Source organism: Bradyrhizobium sp., assembly GCF_049798375.1.
GTDB lineage: Bacteria > Pseudomonadota > Alphaproteobacteria > Rhizobiales > Xanthobacteraceae > Bradyrhizobium.
The window spans coordinates 1-18,616 of the sequence record NZ_JBARGP010000592.1; the positions used below are offsets into that span (position 1 = coordinate 1).

At 64.2% G+C, this 18,616-nt stretch carries 21 protein-coding genes; 13 read left to right on the forward strand and 8 right to left on the reverse strand.

Features of this window, described 5'->3' with window-relative positions; all coding sequences use genetic code 11:
• Position 1: 1 nt before the first annotated feature.
• The 13 genes from WA702_RS23800 to WA702_RS23860 all read left to right on the forward strand — a co-directional run bounded on the left by WA702_RS23800 (position 2) and on the right by WA702_RS23860 (position 12,210).
• Positions 2-313, forward strand: a complete 312-nt coding sequence (locus WA702_RS23800) for a DUF736 domain-containing protein (RefSeq protein ID WP_425113005.1) — start codon at positions 2-4, stop codon at positions 311-313.
• Positions 314-798: 485 nt separating this feature from the next.
• The gene (locus tag WA702_RS23805) at positions 799-1,083 is read left to right on the forward strand and encodes a DNA -binding domain-containing protein (RefSeq protein ID WP_425113006.1); all 285 of its coding nucleotides are present in this window, start codon (positions 799-801) and stop codon (positions 1,081-1,083) included.
• Positions 1,084-1,237: 154 nt separating this feature from the next.
• Complete coding sequence (locus tag WA702_RS23810; RefSeq protein WP_425113007.1) at positions 1,238-1,429, forward strand: transcriptional regulator domain-containing protein; 192 nt, start codon at positions 1,238-1,240, stop codon at positions 1,427-1,429.
• Positions 1,430-1,487: 58 nt separating this feature from the next.
• A complete protein-coding gene (locus WA702_RS23815; RefSeq protein ID WP_425113008.1) occupies positions 1,488-2,009 on the forward strand; it encodes a DUF2285 domain-containing protein in 522 nt (173 codons plus the stop codon).
• A 123-nt stretch (positions 2,010-2,132) separates the two neighbouring features.
• Entirely contained in the window at positions 2,133-2,411 is a 279-nt protein-coding gene (locus WA702_RS23820; RefSeq protein ID WP_425113009.1) for a helix-turn-helix transcriptional regulator, read from the forward strand.
• Between the two features lie 3 nt (positions 2,412-2,414).
• Complete coding sequence (locus tag WA702_RS23825; protein ID WP_425113010.1) at positions 2,415-3,317, forward strand: replication initiator protein A; 903 nt, start codon at positions 2,415-2,417, stop codon at positions 3,315-3,317.
• A gap of 331 nt (positions 3,318-3,648) precedes the next feature.
• Positions 3,649-4,113, forward strand: a complete 465-nt coding sequence (locus tag WA702_RS23830) for a DUF2840 domain-containing protein (protein ID WP_425113011.1) — start codon at positions 3,649-3,651, stop codon at positions 4,111-4,113.
• On the forward strand, positions 4,113-4,619 hold the full coding sequence (locus tag WA702_RS23835) for a S26 family signal peptidase (protein WP_425113024.1): 507 nt from the start codon (positions 4,113-4,115) through the stop codon (positions 4,617-4,619). Before WA702_RS23830 ends, WA702_RS23835 begins: the two co-directional genes overlap by 1 nt.
• A gap of 83 nt (positions 4,620-4,702) precedes the next feature.
• Positions 4,703-5,512, forward strand: a complete 810-nt coding sequence (locus tag WA702_RS23840; protein ID WP_425113025.1) for a lytic transglycosylase domain-containing protein — start codon at positions 4,703-4,705, stop codon at positions 5,510-5,512.
• Between the two features lie 246 nt (positions 5,513-5,758).
• Positions 5,759-7,483, forward strand: a complete 1,725-nt coding sequence (locus WA702_RS23845; RefSeq protein ID WP_425113012.1) for a relaxase/mobilization nuclease domain-containing protein — start codon at positions 5,759-5,761, stop codon at positions 7,481-7,483.
• Between the two features lie 89 nt (positions 7,484-7,572).
• Positions 7,573-9,549: a conjugal transfer protein TraG gene (locus WA702_RS23850; protein ID WP_425113013.1), complete on the forward strand. Its 1,977-nt coding sequence runs from the start codon at positions 7,573-7,575 to the stop codon at positions 9,547-9,549.
• 9 nt (positions 9,550-9,558) lie between these two features.
• Entirely contained in the window at positions 9,559-10,008 is a 450-nt protein-coding gene (locus tag WA702_RS23855; RefSeq protein ID WP_425113014.1) for a CopG family transcriptional regulator, read from the forward strand.
• Between the two features lie 174 nt (positions 10,009-10,182).
• Positions 10,183-12,210 carry an MFS transporter gene (locus WA702_RS23860; RefSeq protein WP_425113015.1) on the forward strand — a complete coding sequence of 676 codons (2,028 nt, stop codon included), beginning with the start codon at positions 10,183-10,185 and terminating at the stop codon, positions 12,208-12,210.
• 61 nt (positions 12,211-12,271) lie between these two features.
• Here the strand turns inward: WA702_RS23860 and WA702_RS23865 are convergent, their stop codons facing one another.
• From WA702_RS23865 to WA702_RS23900, 8 genes are all read right to left on the reverse strand, one after another.
• On the reverse strand, positions 12,272-12,985 hold the full coding sequence (locus tag WA702_RS23865; protein ID WP_425113016.1) for a GntR family transcriptional regulator: 714 nt from the start codon (positions 12,983-12,985) through the stop codon (positions 12,272-12,274).
• 23 nt (positions 12,986-13,008) lie between these two features.
• On the reverse strand, positions 13,009-13,749 hold the full coding sequence (locus WA702_RS23870) for an SDR family oxidoreductase (protein ID WP_425113017.1): 741 nt from the start codon (positions 13,747-13,749) through the stop codon (positions 13,009-13,011).
• 24 nt (positions 13,750-13,773) lie between these two features.
• Positions 13,774-14,544, reverse strand: coding sequence for an SDR family oxidoreductase (locus WA702_RS23875; RefSeq protein ID WP_425113018.1), 771 nt, complete (start codon positions 14,542-14,544; stop codon positions 13,774-13,776).
• A gap of 15 nt (positions 14,545-14,559) precedes the next feature.
• Entirely contained in the window at positions 14,560-14,940 is a 381-nt protein-coding gene (locus WA702_RS23880; RefSeq protein ID WP_425113019.1) for a carboxymuconolactone decarboxylase family protein, read from the reverse strand.
• A gap of 28 nt (positions 14,941-14,968) precedes the next feature.
• Positions 14,969-16,204, reverse strand: coding sequence for an ABC transporter substrate-binding protein (locus WA702_RS23885; protein WP_425113020.1), 1,236 nt, complete (start codon positions 16,202-16,204; stop codon positions 14,969-14,971).
• Positions 16,205-16,238: 34 nt separating this feature from the next.
• Entirely contained in the window at positions 16,239-17,474 is a 1,236-nt protein-coding gene (locus tag WA702_RS23890; protein WP_425113021.1) for an ABC transporter substrate-binding protein, read from the reverse strand.
• Positions 17,475-17,509: 35 nt separating this feature from the next.
• Entirely contained in the window at positions 17,510-18,217 is a 708-nt protein-coding gene (locus tag WA702_RS23895; RefSeq protein ID WP_425113022.1) for an ABC transporter ATP-binding protein, read from the reverse strand.
• The coding region (locus WA702_RS23900) for an ATP-binding cassette domain-containing protein (RefSeq protein WP_425113023.1) at positions 18,204-18,616 on the reverse strand (413 nt) is incomplete at its 5' end. The genes WA702_RS23900 and WA702_RS23895, both read right to left, overlap by 14 nt.

Below are 18,616 nucleotides of genomic sequence, written 5' to 3' on the forward strand. Positions count from 1 at the left end.
CATCGGTTCTTTCAAGAAGGTCGGCAACGATTTCCACGGCGAGATCGTCACTCTGAGCCTGCAGGCCAAGGGCGTCCGCATCACGCCCGAGGCGAACCGGTCCAACGAGAACGCTCCCAGCCACCGCATCTATGTCGGCCGAGCGGAAATCGGAGCGGCCTGGTCGAAATGCTCGGAAGAGGGGCGCGACTACCTCTCGCTCAAACTCGACGATCCCTCCTTCAACGCGCCGATCTACGCGAACCTGTTCGACGACGAAGGCGGCGAAGGCTACACGCTGCTCTGGTCGCGGCCGCGCAAGACTGGTGAGTGACGCTCCGTTCGCCACGCCCCGCCCGGGTCGCCCGGGCGGGGCTCTCCCGCCGATTTCTGATCGCATCCAGCGCGCCAAGCCGCCTCCTCGAAGGGAGTGTAGCAACCGAGTATTCGAGCCACCGGCATCAATCAGGCCTGCAGATCGTGCTTCACGCGCCGCCGCGTGTGACGAGGGTCACGCTGGGTACCGCTCGCTTCATCCGACTGACGAATGCGACCGCCGCCATACCTTCGTCGGCTTCCCGACACGGGCTTGCTCCAAAGCTCTTGCAGGTGTCCGGCTCAGGATAGGATGCGCGCGCGCCTGGTCTGGCGCAACGCGTCGCTCGCCAAGTAAGCGGTGGTTTGGGGCATTGGCGCAGGGGTCTGCGGCGTCAGGTCCCGGTCTGAAGGTCTGCACTGGACGCGATGACATCGAGGCGGTCGAGTGAGGTGCCCACGGCCGGGGCGGATTTCAAGCAATGGAATTTATTGGAAACCACCATGCAGACCCCGCCGCTTGATCCTGAGGTCGCCGATTCCGCTCCGGATGATCCGACGCTGACGGCCTACGATGAACAGCATCTCGTGACCTATTGGCGGCTGCTCGATGCGGTCGCGGAGGGTGCCGATTGGAAGGAGGTGGCTCGAATCGTGCTGCATATCGATCCGGATCGCGAACCGGCCCGCGCCCGTCATGCGTTTGACAGCCACTTGGCGCGCGCAGAATGGATGGCTGATCATGGTTACCGCGATCTCGTTCGTGGCGGCCATGGCAAATCAGAATGACTCTGTCGTTCTTCGCGCGAGATCGAGAACAGATTTCTCCTGCCGACGCGTGATCGCCTGCACGCATCGCGTAATGCGCAATCAGTCACTACCTCAACAACCTCAAGCTTTATAGATGTTGCGCGGCAATCGAGTTGCGGCAAGGGATCAGGCAATGTCAGAGTTCGACTGGCGCTCACCACAGACCTATCAGCGCGCCGTCAAATCGGGAGAGACCTCGGATTTTGCCTGGGAAGCGCTTCGGCGCAGCCCATCCTATCAAAGTGACTACCAGGAGGCGGGCGCGAAGGGCGGTCCGGCGACGTCCGAATTTCGCAGGAGATGGGGCCTCTGCTTTCGCCCATGACCCACGCAAGTCCTTTGACGAGCAAACGATCTTTTGGGCCCCGGAGGCCTTTCCGGCAGTGGTCGGGATCGTTCGCGCCGCGTCAGCTGCGCAAGAGACTGGCCCCGAGCTACCACTGTCCGGCCTTGCTCCGGACGGCGTCAGGCAGGCGCCTGACGGCTGGCACGCTGTCCTGCGCATCGATGGCGCGCAACATCACCTCTGCCTGAGAGAAGCGCCGCAGCCGGGCGCGGGTTATGCGGCCGAGTTGCCGTTTGATGCGGACTTCGAGATCCGCGCACACGCGTCGCATCGCCTGTGGCGCGCTCTCAACGACCGTAGGCCAGGACCTCCCTTTCATCAACTCTCAGCACAGCGGCGCGAGAGGCTTGGCATGTCGTTACGTGCGCTCGACGGGCATATGGACGGCGCCTCTTATCGCGCCATCGCCGAGGTTTTGTTCGGCCGCAGGCGCATTCCCGAGCGGGCCTGGAAAACCCATGACCTGCGCAGCCGCACCATCCGCCTGGTGCGGGCCGGGTTGACCCTGATGCAGGGCGGCTATCGCGCCTTGCTGCGTCCATCATCCCGAAAGGCATAGCTGAGGGTGCCGGAAACCATCGCCCGCTCTTCGGCATCCCCCTGGCTGCGTCTGCTCCGCCATCGTGACCGCTGACGCGCGATCCGATGCGGTTGCGCTCCAGACGAACATGGAGCCACTCAGATGCCCGATCCGAACGCAGCCTTGCAGGCGAGGTACCTGCGCACGCCCGAAGCGGCACGCTTTGTCGGTCTGTCCGGTCGCACGCTGGAAAAGCACAGAATCTATGGCACCGGCCCGATCTATCGCAAGCTCGGCGGCCGCGTTGTCTATGCGGTCGATGACCTGAAGGCCTGGGTCGATCGCGGCGCCAAGACGTCCACCAGCGATCCCGGCAAAGGCTCTGTGTTGCCCGCGAAACGGCACACGCCGATTCCCTATGCCGGCAAGGAGAGGCGCTGATCCATGATGGACGGCAGCTCCTCTGCAAGCCGGCGGCGTCGATCAGAGCGTGATCAGCTCGATCTGTTTCGCGCATTGCCCGGCGATCTCGCGCCACGCGACGCCCAGGACCTGATGGCGTATCCGTTCTTTTCGCTGGCGAAGTCAAAGCGGACCGCGCCGATAGATTTTCGCGCGGGCACCATCACGGTTCGTGTCGAAGCCGTGCCCGAGCACGGCATGGCAACGATCTGGGACGCGGACGTTCTGATCTGGGCCGCCTCTCAAATGGTCGAGGCCCGCGACGCCGGCCTCAAGACATCGCGGCTGATGGCCGCCACGCCATACCAGATCCTCACCTTCGTTGGTCGCGGCACCAGCGTGCGCGACTACGACCGCCTCAAGGCCGCCCTCGACCGCCTGCAATCGACAAGTGTCATGACGTCGATCCGCCAGCCGACGGAGCGGCGGCGGCATCGTTTTTCCTGGGTCAACGAGTGGAAGGAGACGGCAGACAGCCATGGTCGCGCCAAAGGGCTCGAGCTGATCCTGCCGGACTGGTTCTACAGCGGCGTTCTCAATGATGCACTGGTGCTGACCATCGACCGCGCATATTTCGATCTGACCGGCGGGTTGGAGCGCTGGCTCTATCGCCTCGTCCGCAAACATGGCGGCCGACAACAGGGTGGGTGGAGTTTCGATCTGGCGCATCTGCATGCGAAGTCAGGCGGCTTGTCGCCGCTTAAGCACTTTGCCTACGACCTCCGCCGGATCGTGCATCGCCAGGCACTGCCGGGGTACCAGCTCATCATCACCCGCGATCCTAACGGCGCGGAGCGGTTGAATTTCGCGCCGATCCCGATCGACCCGCTCACGCGCCGCCTGCGCAGGCGCGGCCTTATCTCTGCGACGGAGGACAGGCCGTGAATTCACGCGTGCTATCAAGAACCAGCTCCCTCGTGCCATCGGCGACTGGATCCTCGTGCCATCGAGGACCGCAATCAGAGCCAGGCCGCTGTTGCTGCAGCGCTTTCTGCTCCTCTAACTTTACTAACCCGGAATCCTTCGGATTCCTTCTAACGGATCGCCGCGTCGGGCCGCGCGTGTTGGCAGGGGGCGTGGTGCAAGCGATCAGCAACACCGATCCACCGCCACTCCATCACCGCCAGGCGGCCAAAACGAAGCCTCTGCCGGCAGCATGGCGGCCGCTTTTCATCGTCGGCAAGCGCGCTACTTCTCGTGACCACGGAGTCGTCCGGTGAGCGAACTTACGAGCGTCGAGCTATTGTGGCTCGAGAAGCGGATCGAGAACCGAATCCGGTTCGGCAAGCCGGTTTCGGAAAAGATCATCGATCGCCATCGCCGCGTGCTCTCGTTTGCCCCCGGCAGCGTCTTTGCCTTCGTGCGCTGGACCTCCGGTGACTTCGGAACGCTGCTATCCCGCATCGATATTTTGCGCGCGCCGCTGCCGGGGCAGCGATATTCGAGCGTCCCTTGGGTCGCCCCCGGCGGCGAAAGCCTGCTGCGGCTATCCACCTGGCCGAAGGTCGAACGCGTCCTGCAACTGATCGATGCAGTCGAGGCACTCGGCATCGCGCCTGCGCAGGTCGCGCCTGAATATTGGCATCACGCTCACAACCGTCTGTCGGTCAACGAGGTGCCGCGCGCCTACACGCGCGCGCGCCACCAGGCATGGCTACACCGTCGAAGGGTGACACTCTGATGCGGCGGCTATGCACCCTGGTCGCGGCGTGTGGCGCCGCCGCTCTCGTGTTGGCCTCCGGCCATCGGCCGTCGCCATTGTACGTCTGGAACGCCTCCGAAAGCGTGCCGATCGGCCTCTATCTTGTGCGAGCGGTGGGACGGTTGGAGCTCTCCGAGCTCGTGGCCGTCCAGCCACCGGAGCCGCTGGCAGCTTTGCTCGACCTGAATGGCTATTTGCCGAACGGCCTTCCGATGCTCAAGCGCGTTCTGGCGCTGTCGAAGCAGACGGTTTGCAGGACAGGACGCACGATCTTCGTCGATGGCATCGAGGCGGGGGCCGCTCGCGAGCGCGATGGCCAAGGCCGGAGGTTGCCGGACTGGCAGGGCTGCCGCGTCATTCATGAAGACGAAGTCTTCCTGATGAACTGGCAGTCGGCCGGCTCGTTCGATGGCCGCTATTTCGGCCCGATCTCGAGGTCCGCGGTGATCGGACAAGCGCTCCCCATGTGGACCAGAAAGGAATGACAATGCCGGGCCGCATCTCCTGGCCGGTTATGCCACTGTGCCTGACGCAGTGCCATTCCCTCATCCCGGCGCGATCCGCGACCATGCGCCGTCATCGCGGTAAGCTACGCAGGCGGCAAGGTCGGCGTCACGCCGCGCCGCCGGCGGCCGCGCGCGCATTGCTGCGAGGAGCCAGTGCTTTCTGCCTGGGCATTGTCCTGACACTGCCAGCGCCATGGGCCTGCAGCGCGCAAGTCGCGTCACCCGCACAAACCTCGCTCGACTCGGAGCGCGCTCCCGCTCACGCTTATGCAGCCTTTATCGCTGCAGCCTCGCACAGGTTTGCAATCCCTGAGCGTTGGATCCGCGCGGTCATCCAGATCGAGAGCGGTTGGAATAGCAATGCCATATCGCGACGGGGAGCATTCGGTCTGATGCAGATCAAGCCGCAGACCTGGGTGGAATTGAGCGTTCGCTACGATCTCGGCATCGATCCGCTCGATCCCAAAGACAACATTACGGCCGGGACAGCCTACTTGCGCGAGATGCTCGACCGCTTCGGATCGAAGGGGATCTTCGCGGCATACAATGCGGGCCCCGCGCGATACAGCGAGCACCTGGCGACCGGTCGGCCGCTGCCGGATGAAACGCAAGCCTACGTCGCAAGGCTTGCGCCATTGGTTGCCGGTGAGCCGCGCGAACCTGGTACTTCGATTGTCAGAGATTCCGTCGCGTGGCAGCAGGCATCGGTGTTCGTTCGGCGTTCGGTTGATCCGCCGGCAGACCGCGCGCGAGCGCCGCTCGAGGGCTTTGTCAGCTCGTCGAAAACCTCGCCGCAGCAAAACGCGTTTGTGTCAGGCCCGCGCGCAGGCGCACTTTTTGTGCAGCGACCAGCCGAGGTGAACCCGCGATGATGCCGACCGTAGTTGCGCGCATCGTGGTAGGATTTGTCGCAGTGTGGAGGGCGTCGGGGAGAGAGCAGGGAGGGTCCGACCGCAGAGGGCAGGATAAAAGCCGCAAGGTGCGGCCGGTCGGTCGGGGCGGGGAGCACCGGAAAATTCCGATCTCCTTACGAACATTGCGAGCAGAAGGCGCAACTTGCGCGCTTTGCCGGCGCGCTGTTGCCATTCGGTTTTCGGCACCTTGTGCGAAGCGCGGCCATGCGTGACGATGATTTCCGGATCCGACCGGGTCGGATCCGGTCACGCCGTGGGACGCGGGCAAAGCCGTTTCTGGCGCAGGCGCTGAAGGCCGCCCGGAAAGCCGGCGGCCTGTCATACAGCGGCCGGAGCCGGAGCGGCAATTTTGGGCGCGGCCGGCCCGCAAGCCTTGCCGCTGCGCGGCTGCTCGATAACCGCGGCCGCAGCGCCGTTATCAAGGCGCGGGTGGTGCGCCGAATGCGTTCGCCGGGCGCGCTGCGCGCACATATTGGATATCTTCAGCGCGACGGCGTCACCCGTGACGGGGCGCAAGGCAGGCTGTTCGATGCTGCCGGGGAGAATGCCGATGGCCGAGCGTTTGCGGAGCGCTGCGAAGGCGACCGACATCACTTCCGGTTCATCGTCTCGCCGGATGATGCCACCGAGCTTGCAAGTCTTCGCGCCTTTACCCGCGACCTGATGGAGCAGGCCTCACGCGATCTTGCGACGAAGCTCGACTGGGTCGCCGTCGATCACTGGAACACCGAGCATCCCCACATCCACATCCTTGTGCGCGGCCGTGCGGATGATGGTGCGGACCTCGTCATCAGCCGCGATTACATCGCAAAGGGCCTGCGTGCCCGCGCGGGCATTCTGCTTACACAGGAGCTGGGCCCACGTTCGGAGCTCGAGGTCAGGCGTGGCCTTGAGGCAGAGGTGACGGCCGAGCGCTGGACACGGCTCGATCGGGTGTTGGCCCGCGAGGCGGGAAAGGCTGAGGGCGTGGTCGATCTCAGGGCGGAGCGTGACGGCGGATCCGATCCGCTGCGCGAGATCCGGATTGGCCGGGTGCGGACGCTCGAGCGGCTGGGGCTTGCCGCGCCGGCGGGCCCCGCGCGCTGGGTTCTGGCCGCGGATACAGAGCAGCGGTTGCGTGCGCTCGGGGAGCGCGGGGATATCATCAAACGTCTGCACAAGACCCTGACACAGGACGGCGCGTCGCGCGCGCCCGCGTCGTGGGCGCTCGAGGGGGAGAGCCATGGCGAGCCCGTGATCGGCCGCCTCGTGACGCGCGGCCTTGACGATGAGCTCAGGGGATCGGCATTCGCGGTCGTCGACGGGATCGACGGGCGGGTCCATCATCTCAAGCTCGCGGACATTGATGCGACCGGCGACGGCGCTATCGGCGGCATCGTCGAGCTGCGTCGCTTCGAGAATGCGCGAGGTCTTCAGCGGATCGTGCTTGCCGTCCGCTCGGATCTCAATCTCGACCAGCAGGTGGGCGCGGAAGGAGCGACCTGGCTCGACCGGCGCCTGGTCGCTCGCGACCCTCCAGGCCTCTCGCGCGGCGGCTTTGGTGCCGAGGTGCGAGCCGCGCTCGATCGGCGGATCGAGGCGCTCGCAGCGCAGGGCCTCGCCCGTCGCAACGGCGACAAGGTCACGCTTGGCACCAACCTGATCGGCACCCTGCGCGGCCGCGAGCTCGAACGGGCAGGGCACCGCCTGGCCGCGGAAACAGGCTTGGCACATCTGCCTGCCGAGCCAGGCGCTTCCGTGTCCGGGGTCTATCGCCGAAGGCTCTCGCTTGCCTCAGGCCGCTTCGCCATGATCGACAATGGCCTGGGCTTCCAGCTCGTACCCTGGACGCCATCCATGGAGCACGAACTGGGCCGGCATGTGAACGGCATCGCCGGTCCGGGCGGCGTCGACTGGAGCTTTGGGCGCAAGCGCGACCTCTCGCTCTGACCGACCGATTTCTCCGCCGTGCTGCGCAATATTGCGATCGTGACAGGTTTGCCGTTGCGAGGACGGGTGATGCGCGCGCTGCTGCCGCCATGGCCGCAACAAAAATCCTCTGGGGACAGTTGCTCCTTGCCTCCATGGTCGTGCTCGCGTTTCTCTGGGCAGCCACCGAATGGACCGCCTGGCATCTCGCCTTCCAGCCGCAGCTCGGACCGGCCTGGTTCATGATCGGGCGCTGGCCGATCTATCAGCCAGCTGCCTTCTTCATCTGGTGGTTCGAGTTCGACGCCTATGCGCCCTCCATCTTCATGCAGGGCGGCTGCATCGCCGCGAGCGGCGGGCTCGCCGCCATGGCGATAGCCTTCGGCCTCTCGCTGTGGCGCGCCAGAGAGGCCCGGCGCGTCACGACCTACGGCTCGGCCTGCTGGGCGGATGCCCGCGCCATCAGGCGCGCGGGGCTTTTGGGACCGGATGGCGTCGTGCTGGGCCGTTTCGACCGCCATTATCTGCGACACGATGGACCCGAGCATGTGCTGTGCTTTGCGCCGACCCGCTCCGGCAAAGGCGTCGGTCTCGTGATCCCGACGCTTCTCACCTGGCCGGGCTCGACGATCGTCCATGACATCAAGGGTGAAAATTTCGACCTGACGTCCGGCTGGCGGGCGTGCTTTGGCCCCGTGCTCCTGTTCGACCCGACCAACCCTGCGAGCGCCGCCTACAATCCGCTGCTCGAGATCCGCAAAGGCGACTGCGAGGTGCGCGATGCCCAGAACATCGCCGACATTCTGGTCGACCCCGAAGGCGCGCTCGAGCGCCGCAATCATTGGGAGAAGACCAGCCATTCCCTGCTTGTCGGCGCCATTCTCCACGTCCTCTACGCCGAAGCCGACAAGACGCTCGCGGGCGTCGCCAACTTCCTGTCCGATCCGTCACGCCCGATCGAGGCGGCGCTGAATGCCATGTTGGGGACCGCGCATCTTGGCGACCGCGCTCATCCGGTGGTGGCGTCCGCTGCGCGCGAGCTTCTGAACAAAAGCGAAAACGAGCGTTCCGGCGTGCTGTCGACCACGATGAGCTTCTTGGGCCTTTACCGCGATCCGATCGTCGCCAAGGTCACGCGCAGAAGCGACTGGCGTATCTGCGAGCTGGTCGATGGACAGCGGCCCATGTCGCTTTATCTCGTGGTGCCACCGTCCGACATCGCGCGCACCAAGCCGCTGATGCGGCTCGTGCTCAACCAGATCGGGCGACGACTGACCGAAAGCCTGGATAGCGGGCAACGGCGGCAAAAGCTGCTTCTGATGCTTGATGAGTTCGCGGCGCTCGGCCGGCTCGACTTCTTCGAGAGCCAGCTCGCCTTCATGGCCGGCTACGGCATCCGCAGCTTCCTGATCACCCAGAGCCTGAACCAGCTCGAACGCGCCTATGGGCCGAACCATGCCATCCTGGATAATTGCCACATCCGCATAGCGTTTTCGACCAATGACGAGCGCACCGCCAAGCGTGTCTCGGACGCGCTCGGCACCGCGACGGAGATGCGCGCGATGAAGAATTATGCGGGACACCGCATGAGCCCGTGGCTCGGTCATATCATGGTCAGCCGCCAGGAGACATCGCGGCCGCTGCTCACGCCGGGAGAAGTCATGCAGCTCTCGCCCGGCGAGGCGGTGGTCATGGTCTCGGGAGTGCACCCGATCCGCGCCCGCAAGGTCAAGTACTATGACGATCCGCAATTCCAGCGACGGGTCCTGCCGCCACGGCGCACGGATCATCCCGTCTCGGCCGCGCAGTCGGACGATTGGTCGCTAAGGCCGCCCATCGCAAGGGCGATCAAATCGCCCGCAGCACCCGGGCACGGTGCTCCGGACGGAGAGGGCGGTCTTCGCCGGGAGCCGGAACTGCCGCAGCACGAGGACATCTTCGTCAGGGCACCACGCGCCGAGAACGAGTTTGATGCCGCTCTCGATGATGGCGACAGCGATGCCCTGCAGGTATCGGCCGCAAGCCGTTCGCTGCCGGGCCTTGCACGCGCTGTCAGCCTCGATCCGGACGACGACATGGGGCTGTGAGCGCTCGTCATGAAGAAAGTGCAGCTCAGCATCTACCTCGATCGCCAGATCTTCGAAAGCCTCGAGGTTTTCGCGAAGCGTCAGGGCAAGCCCAAGTCGATGGTTGCCGAGGCCGCGATCGCCTCGTTTCTGTCTCCGGACGATGCGGATCGGCGTGAGGCCGCCATCGCCAAGCGGCTGGACCGGATCGTGCGCGTGCTCGAGCGGCTTGAGCGCAATGATGGCATCGCACTGGAGACGATTGCGCTGTTCATCCGCTTCTGGTTGACCTCAACCCCGGCGCTGCCCGAGCAGTCGAGCGCCGCGGCGCGCGCCAAAGGCGCAGAACGCTACGATCGCTTCGTCGAAGCGCTGGGACGGCGGCTCGCCAGCGGCGCGACCATCCTCAAGGAGGTGAGCATCGAATCCGATGCCAACGCCATCGCGGTTCAAACCACGGATGGTCCAGGATCTCAATAAGCGATCGCCATTCACGCCTTTTGCTACGCGAGACTACGACATCCGCCTTCGATTGCTTGATGTCATGCCAACGCTCACCTTCTGTCCCTCCCGCCAGACCTGTTGGCCTCATCCATCGTGCCGCAGGCGCTGCGGTCACGGTCTCGAGGCATCCTTAAAACGAGGGATCACAACGTGCAGCTCCACGGCGAAAACGATGCGTTGCTCAGTCAAACCGCGGCAGTGCCGCCGCCAAGGCAAAAAAGCCTGCGGACCCGCAAGGTGACGGTGCGACTCACCGATGAGGTCTGCCAGCAGCTTCAGGCCGCGAGTGAACGGCCTGGCGTCGGCAAGAGCATGGTCGTGGCAACCGCGCTGGAAGCCCACTTAAGTCCACGTGCGCCTGTCGAAGAGGTCGTTGGCCAAGGCCTTGACTACGTGCATGCGCGGCTCGACCGTCTCGAGCACGATATGCGAATGATCGCCGAGATCGTCGCGTTACATGCAAGGTACCAGTTCGCGGTCATGCCTACGCTGCCGCAATCGCAGCTTCAGGAGGCGTGCCGGCTCGGTGAGGAACGGTTCAGGGTTCTGGCGAGGCAGGTTGATCGGCGGCTTCGGCAGGGTCGGCCGCTGATGCAGGAGACCATCGACCGTCTCGGCTGCAGCGATCGAGGGGAGACGGAGCCCGCGACAGGAGACGGCGCACCGCGTGATCAGCGGCCGGGCCAGAACGATCGGGCACCTGCTTGGGCAGGTGATGAGGTCGAGAGCGCATCATTCGCTGCCGCGGGGCAGGGGGATGCAGCCGGACACGGAGAGGCAAATACACTGACGGCGCCGTCCGGCTCCGATGCACCGGCGGCCGGCGAGCCCAGGCATTCGCTGAAGGGTCTGCCTTCAAAATTGCGCCTGATCGTTTCGGTTTTCCTGCCATTTGCCGCCGGCTATTTTCTTTCCTTCCTGTTTCGGACCATCAACGCGTCGATCTCGCCTGTGCTGATGTCCGAGTTCGGGCTCGACGCTGCCGAGAACGGGCTGCTTGCCTCGGTCTATTTCCTGGTCTTTGCGAGCGTCCAGCTTCCCATTGGGATACTCCTGGATCGGTATGGACCGCGACGGGTCCACAGTGTTCTGCTGGTCGTGGCGGGCGGCGGCGCTACGCTGTTCGGAAATGCCAATGGGTTCGGTGAGCTTCTCCTCGGCCGTGCCATGATCGGGCTCGGTGTGGCAGCCGCACTGATGGCCGGGCTCAAGGCGATCGTCATCTGGTATCCGAGGGAGCGCATCGCGCTCGTGAATGGCTGCATGATCATGCTGGGTTCGCTCGGGGCTGTGACTGCCACGACGCCGACCGACTGGCTGCTGATGAGCATCGGTTGGCGCAGCCTGTTCGAGATCCTGACAATCGCGACCCTCGCGACCGCCGGGATCATCTACTTTGTCGTCCCCGAACGCGAGGCGGATTCCGGGCACCCCACAGTATCGGGGAAGCCGCTCACGTTGCTCACGATTTTTTCGGACCGGCGCTTCCTGCGCGTAGCACCGCTGTCGGCGACCTGCATCGGATCGTCCTGGGCGATGCAGTCGCTGTGGGCGGCATCCTGGCTGGCTGACGTGGACGGATTTGATCGCTCGAGCGTGATCAGGCAGCTGTTCTGGATGGCCACCGAAATCAGCCTCGCGGCCTTGCTGCTTGGGACAATTGCCGATCACCTGCGCAAACGGGGCGTGGCGACTGAATTTGTCCTGGCGGCGGTCGGCGGATTGTTCATTTTGGCCGAGCTCGTTCTGGTGCTGCGCACTCCTCTGCCGTCCATCCTGCCCTGGTCGGTGGTGCCGGTTGTGGGCGCGGCCACCGTGCTGAGCTATGCGATCATCGCCGACTATTTTCCAGCGCAACTTGCCGCGCGCGCCAATGGCGCGCTCAATCTCGTGCATTTCGTCTGGGCATTCGCGGTCCAATACGGGGTTGGCGTGATCGTCAGTCAATGGGCGCCTCAGGACGGGCATTATCCGCCAACCGCATATCAATTCGCGTTCGGCCTTAGCCTCGCACTGCAATCAGTTGCGCTGGCCTGGTTCGCGCTGCCGTGGCTCCGGACGTACGGCAGCCGGTACCGCACGGTCGTGCAGGAAGAGTCTCACGATATCCGAGCCGGCTTCACGGCAACGCCGATCGAACGAGCTATTCTGGAGCCGTGCAAGCAGGCGGAGTGGTGATCGCGGGCAACGGCGTTACTGCATCCTTGCCCGAAAGGCCGGCGGCTTCGTCGCCATCCTTTTAGTCGTCGCTAGGGGCGGCCTCCTTGGCCGCCGACAGCTCGATCATATCGAGCGCCGCCACCGCGGCCGCGTTGATATGATCGACACAGCGGCGTTCGGCAAGGTCTGCATCGCCATTCTGGATTGCACGCCAGATCGCGGTTACTTCGCGCAGGCTCTTGTTGATCCGCTTTGGCTGGGACATCGACGTGATGCGCAGCAGCTGGATCCGGTCATGCAGCGGCTTCAGCATGCGCTCGACGAAGACATTGCGGCATCCGCCAATCAGCGCGGCATAGAAGTCGGTCTTGGCTTCCAGGCATCCGACAAGATCTTGCTTGGCCGCGGCTGCCTTCAGGCGCGTCAGCGCCTCTCCAATGCGGCGCGCCACCTCGGGATCGTGAAGTCTGGCGCATTCCCGGCCGGCGAATCCTTCGAGGACCGCGCGCGCTGCGTAGAGCTGACGAGCTTCCTCCAGACTGATCTTGGAGACCACGGGGCCGCGGTGGGGAACCATATTGACCAGCCCGTCAGCTTCGAGGGCACGCAGCGCTTCACGAATCGAGGGGCGGCTGACGCCCATCATCTCGCAGAGCTCGCGTTCCACCAGGCGCTGACCCGGCTTGAACGTTCCGCACATGATCGCCTCGCGCAGCTTTTGCGCGACCATGGCCCGGACGGTCGGAACGTCGTCGATGCGGAGCGTCGATTGCAATTCGCTGTGTCTTTCCATGCCCGGGCCTTGGTTGGATCGGTTCAATATCGGTTTACAGGAAGAATCATCATCTCGGCAATTTGGACATGGGCAGGCTGATCGAGGGCGAAAACGATCGAGCGGGCAATGTCGGCAGGCGCGAGCGCCACCTTGAACTGTTCGAAATAGTGCTTTTCCTTTTCGCGGTCGCCGCGGTACCGGGTCAGGATGATGTTGGTCCTGGTCAGGCCGGGCTGAAGCTCAGTCACCCGGATCGCCGTTTCAGCCAGCTCGCCGCGGAGGGTTTCGGTGAACATATGCACCCCGGCCTTGCTGGTGCTGTAGGCGGCCATGTCAGGCACGATTCGTACGGCGTTGATCGAGCTGATGTTGACGATATGGCCAGTGTTGCGCCGGACCATCTCGGGGAGGATCGCGTGCGTCACGCGCATCAACCCGATCAAATTGGTCTGGATGATATCGGACCAGTCGTCCGCGGAGCCCGCGTCGAACCGGGTTCGGCCGCCGATATCGTGCCCGGCGTTGTTGATGAGCACGTCGACGGGTCTGAAGTGCTCTGGAATGGTATTCGGCAGGCGATTCACGGCCTGCGCATCGCTCACGTCGAGCTGGATCGGAAACACCGCGTTGCCTGCTGCGGCCGCAAGGTCCTGCAGTGCTTTTGCATCGCGGTCCACAAGTACGACACGCCGACCGCTCTGCAGTAGCGCCGTGGTGATGGCGCGCCCCATACCTCCGGCGGCACCTGTCAGGACGACCGTCTGGCCCGATTGTTCAGTCATCGCAATCCTCCTATTCCGATGGGCTCATCCGACTGACCAGCCCCCGTCGATCGGCAGGCTGGTGCCGGTGATGTCGTTTGCTGCTGGACCACAGAGGAAGACGACCATGGCAGCGACACCATTCATGTCGATAAAGCGCTGCGTCGGCTGGCGCGCGCCGAGATATTCGCGCGTCACGTCATCGACCGGACGGTCGCTGTTCGCCGCCATGGTGGCAATCTTGTTCAGTATGGCGGGCGTCGGCAGCGTCCCGGGGCAGAGCGTGTTGCAGGTGATGCCGCTGCGGGCCATCTCGATGGCAACGGCGCGGGTCATGCCCAAAATCGCCGTCTTTGTCGTAACGTAGTCGATGCGGTTCTCGACCGCGCGGGTCGAATAGATCGATCCCATGTTGATGATCCGTCCCCAGCCGCGCTGCTTCATGGCGGGCAGCGCCAGGCGGATCAGATGGAACGGCGCCGACAGGTTGACGGCTAACGCCTGCTCCCAGCGATCGGGCGGAAACTGTTCGACCGCCGAGAAATGCCGGACAACGGCGTTGTTGACGAGAATGTCGATGGATTCGCAACGGTCGAGCAAATCGGCCATCATGGCCTCGATCGCCTCGCGCTGGGACAGATCAACGCCCACCGCGATGACCTCCACGCCGAAGCGGGCGCGTAAATCATCCGCGGACTGCTTCGGCGCAACGAGATCGTGGAGGACAATGTTGGCGCCCGCGCCGGCAATGCCCTCCGCGACGGCCAGTCCGAGGCCGGCGGTTGCACCGGTCACGAGCGCCCATTTGTTCTTCATCGCAGCCGCGCTCCGCTACGTCTTGTCGAGCTCGGCGAAGACTTCCTTTGCGTTGCGGAACGCGTCGACCCCGGCAGGCACGCCGCAATAGATCGCGACCTGCATGAAGACCTCGCGGATCTCCTCCCGCGTAGCGCCGTTGGCGAGCGCGCCGCGGACATGGGTTTTCAGCTCATGCGGCCGGTTGAGCGCGCACAGCATCGCCAGATTGAGGAAGCTGCGGGTCTTTAAGGGCAGGCCGTCCCGTCCCCAGACATAGCCCCAGCAATACTCCGTGGTGAGATCCTGCATCGGACGGTTGAAGTCGTCTGCAGCTGCGATCGCCTTGTCGACGAACTCGCTACCGAGCACGCTCTTGCGGATTTCGAGGCCGCGGTCGTAGGTTGCCTTGTCCATCTTGTTCTCCGTTTCTCTTTGGGCGTTATCAGCTCTTCGGCCAGACCGGTTGCGCCAGCGCCAGCTCCGGCGGGAACACGGTCACGGGTACGCCGGACTGCCACTGCACGATGGTCATGCCGGCGCCGACGCGGCGGCCCTTCTCGTCGAATTTGATCTCGCCCAGCGGATAGTATTTCGAAGGACCAGCATCCATGGTGCGCAGCGCATCGGCGACGGCGACGCGATCGGCCTTGCCTGCCTTCTCCAACGCGTCCTTGATCACCCACATATCGCCATAGGTGGAGATCGCGTTCTGCGTCATCCATGGCTCCTTGTAGCGGCTCTTCAGTTCGGCAATCAGCGCCTCGTGTCCCTTGGCGCCCCAACTGGCGACGCAGGTCAGCACGCCCTGGAGCAGCTCGGGGCTCACGGTCTGCAGCATGTCCGGCTCGGCGATCGCGATTCCGAACGAGATCGTCGGCACCTTGCCCTGGCCGAGGCCGAACTCGTTCATCTTCTCCAACAACAGCTTCGCGTCCGAGATCACCGTCGGGAGAAAGAAGAGCAGGTCTGGCTTTGCCGAGCGAATTTTCTGCACGAGCGAGGTCGCGTCCGCCAGAGGCGGCGTGAAGGTCTCGTCGACGACCAACTGCAACTGGTTCTCCGCCAGCAGGCCTTCGCGCATCGACTTCGCGGAGGCGATCGAGGCCCCCGTGTTGTCGGTCAGAATCGCGACCGTCTTGGGCCGCTTGCCGGAGTTCGTCTCCGCCAGCTTGATGATCTGCGGCAACGCTTGGCGTGCCTGCGAACCTGCGGTGGCCGCGGTCTGAAACACGTATTTGAAGCCGCGGTCGGTGATCAGGTCGGAGTAGGAAAGGGTGAGGACGGGCAGGTTGGCGCGCTCGGTGACCTCGGTCACCGCGAGGGTGAACGAGGACAGGTATGCGCCGCTGGCCGCCACCAGGTCGGGCTCCTGCGCGACCATGCGCTGAGCGGCGTTCTTGGCTTTCTCGGTGGTGTCGCCGGAATCGAGCACGACCAGTTTCAGCTTGGCGCCGCCGAGCGCCTTGATTCCGCCTTGCGCGTTGATGTGATCGACCGCCATCTCTGCGCCTTCGCGCATCACCGTTCCCGGTCGCGCATAGAGCCCGGAGATCGGTACCAACAACCCCACCTTGACCTCCGTGGGTTGCTGCGCCCGGGCACGGGATGCGATCAGCGCACCGGACGCGCCGGCAAGAAGCGTTCTGCGTGTGATCGTGATCTTGTTCGTTGCAGCCATGACAATTCCTTTCGTGAAAAATCGAGCGGTGCTGTTAGGATTTTTTCGGCCAAAACGGCTGCGCCTGCGCGAGTTCGGGCGGATAGACGGTGACGGGCACGCCCGATTGCCACTGCACGATGACGACGCCGGCGCCGACGCGACGGCCCTTGTCGTCGAATTTGAGCTGGCCCCCCGGATAGTATTTCGATGGGCCGCCATCCATGGTGCGAAAGGCCTGCGCCACCGCGTTGCGGTCGGCTTTGCCGGCTTGCTCGAGTGCCTCCTTCATCAGCCACATGTCGCCATAGGTCGAGATGACGTTCTGCGTCATCCAGGGCTCCTTGTATTTGGCCTTCAGCTCCGCAATCAGGTCCTCGTGTCCCTTCGAGCCCCAATTGGCGACGATGGTCATGATGCCCTGCACGGTCTCCGGGCTCACGCTCTGCAGCATGTCCGGTTCGGCGACCGTGATGCTAAAGGAAACAGTCGGGATCTTGCCTTGGCCGAGCCCGAACTCGCTGATCTTCTCCAACCCGAGCTTGGCGTCGGACACCGCGTTCGGCATGAACAGCAGCAAATCGGGCTTTGCGGAGCGAACCTTCTGGATCAGCGGCGTGGCGTCCGATAGCGGTGGGGTCCAGACTTCATCTACGACGAGCTGAAGACCTTCCTGCGCGAACAGCTTTTCCTTGAGCGCCTTCGCGGTCGCGACGGAGGTCGCGGTGTTGTCCATCAACATCGCCGCGGTTTTCGGCCGCTTGCCCGATGCATTCTCGGCAAGCTTCATCAGCGTCGGCAGGCCGAGCTCGGACTGACGGCTCGCGGTCGCTGCGGTCTGGAAGATGTATTTGAAACCGCGCTCGGTGAGCAGGTCTGAATAGGACAGCGTCAACACGGGCAGTTCGGCGCGTTCGGTCACCTCGGTGACCGCGAGTGTGAAAGAGGACAAATAGGCGCCGGTGGCGGCAACGAGGTCGGGCTCCTGCGCAACCATGCGCTGTGCTGCGTTCTTGGCCTTCTCCGTGGTATCGCCGCAGTCGATCACAACGAGCTTCAGCTTGGCGCCACCGAGCGCCTTGATGCCGCCCTGCGCGTTGACGTGCTCGATCCCCATCTCGGCGCCCATCTTCATCACCTGGCCCGGACGGGTGTAGATGCCGGAGAGCGGGACGATCAGCCCGACCTTGATTTCGGCGGGAGCCTGCGCGCGGGCCACGCTGGCGAGGCCCATGGCAGCTGCGCCCGACAGCACGGTTCGGCGCGTCAATCCGCTGAACGTCTCGTACATCTTGTTCTCTCCCTGCTATTTGTTTTTATGAATCGTCACATGCCGAGATAGGCCTTACGCACGCGGTCGTCGGCGCGCAGCGCCTCGTTGTTGCCTTCGAGGACGACCCGCCCGGCTTCCAGGACATAGCCGTGGTCGGCGGATTCCAGCGCTTCGGCGACCCGCTGCTCGACCAGCAGCATGGTCAGTCCGGACTGGCGGCGGATCTCGATCAACTGCTCGAAGACGAAGTCTGCGGTCGACGGGGCGAGTCCCATCGAGGGTTCGTCCAGCATCAGTAGCTTTGGCGAGGAAGCGAGCCCGCGGCCGATCGCGAGCATCTGCTGTTGTCCGCCAGACATCGTGCCGGCAAACTGATTGCGGCGTTCCTTCAGCACCGGCAGCCATTCGAAGATGCGCTCGATGTTGACCTGCCAATCGCGCCGGCCGCTTTCGGTCATCGCCCCCATCTCCAGGTTCTCCATCACCGTTAGCGACGGGAAGACCTGGCGTCCCTCGGGGACGTGAGCGATGCCGAGATGGGCACGTTGCGGGGGAGGCACCGCGAGCAGATCGACGCCGTTGAACGAAATGGCTCCGCCGGTCGGCTTCACGATGCCGGAGATCGTCTTGAACAGGGTCGTCTTGCCGGCGCCGTTTGGACCCACGATCGCAACGAACTGGCCAGCTTCGACATTGATCGACACGTCGTTGAGGACGGGTTTTGCCGAGTAGCCTGCACGCAACCCCTCAATGCGAAGCATGGGCCATCCACTTCTTGCCGAGGTAGGCCTCGATCACCCGGTTGTCGTGCGTCACCACCTCCGGCAGCCCCTCGGTGATGACAGCGCCATGGTCGAGCACCAGAAAACTGTCGACCAGCCGGACCATTGCCTGCATCGTGTGTTCGATGATGGCGATGGTCATGCCGTCGCGCGCCAACCGTTGGATCACGGCGACGACCTCGTCGGCCTCCCCGTGGCCGAGCCCCGCAAGAGTTTCATCGAGCAGCAGAATGCGGGGCTGGCCGGCGACGGCGCGGGCAAGCTCCATCAGCCGCAATTCTTTGGTCGAGAGCTCGCCGGCGACGCGATCCGCCATGGCGGAAAGCCCGACCCGCGCGACCGCCTCGACAGCGAGCTTGCGCGCCTCCTCGCCGGAGC

Bases quoted from the DNA above. Each gene is read 5' to 3' on its own strand.
- WA702_RS23805 (WP_425113006.1), top strand. From the start codon at position 799: ATGCAGACCCCGCCGCTTGATCCTGAGGTCGCCGATTCCGCTCCGGAT.
- WA702_RS23810 (WP_425113007.1), top strand. From the start codon at position 1,238: ATGTCAGAGTTCGACTGGCGCTCACCACAGACCTATCAGCGCGCCGTC.
- WA702_RS23820 (WP_425113009.1), top strand. From the start codon at position 2,133: ATGCCCGATCCGAACGCAGCCTTGCAGGCGAGGTACCTGCGCACGCCC.
- WA702_RS23825 (WP_425113010.1), top strand. From the start codon at position 2,415: ATGATGGACGGCAGCTCCTCTGCAAGCCGGCGGCGTCGATCAGAGCGT.
- WA702_RS23835 (WP_425113024.1), top strand. From the start codon at position 4,113: ATGCGGCGGCTATGCACCCTGGTCGCGGCGTGTGGCGCCGCCGCTCTC.
- WA702_RS23840 (WP_425113025.1), top strand. From the start codon at position 4,703: ATGCGCCGTCATCGCGGTAAGCTACGCAGGCGGCAAGGTCGGCGTCAC.
- WA702_RS23845 (WP_425113012.1), top strand. From the start codon at position 5,759: ATGCGTGACGATGATTTCCGGATCCGACCGGGTCGGATCCGGTCACGC.
- WA702_RS23850 (WP_425113013.1), top strand. From the start codon at position 7,573: ATGGCCGCAACAAAAATCCTCTGGGGACAGTTGCTCCTTGCCTCCATG.
- WA702_RS23855 (WP_425113014.1), top strand. From the start codon at position 9,559: ATGAAGAAAGTGCAGCTCAGCATCTACCTCGATCGCCAGATCTTCGAA.
- WA702_RS23865 (WP_425113016.1), bottom strand. From the start codon at position 12,985: ATGGAAAGACACAGCGAATTGCAATCGACGCTCCGCATCGACGACGTT.
- WA702_RS23870 (WP_425113017.1), bottom strand. From the start codon at position 13,749: ATGACTGAACAATCGGGCCAGACGGTCGTCCTGACAGGTGCCGCCGGA.
- WA702_RS23875 (WP_425113018.1), bottom strand. From the start codon at position 14,544: ATGAAGAACAAATGGGCGCTCGTGACCGGTGCAACCGCCGGCCTCGGA.
- WA702_RS23880 (WP_425113019.1), bottom strand. From the start codon at position 14,940: ATGGACAAGGCAACCTACGACCGCGGCCTCGAAATCCGCAAGAGCGTG.
- WA702_RS23885 (WP_425113020.1), bottom strand. From the start codon at position 16,204: ATGGCTGCAACGAACAAGATCACGATCACACGCAGAACGCTTCTTGCC.
- WA702_RS23890 (WP_425113021.1), bottom strand. From the start codon at position 17,474: ATGTACGAGACGTTCAGCGGATTGACGCGCCGAACCGTGCTGTCGGGC.
- WA702_RS23895 (WP_425113022.1), bottom strand. From the start codon at position 18,217: ATGCTTCGCATTGAGGGGTTGCGTGCAGGCTACTCGGCAAAACCCGTC.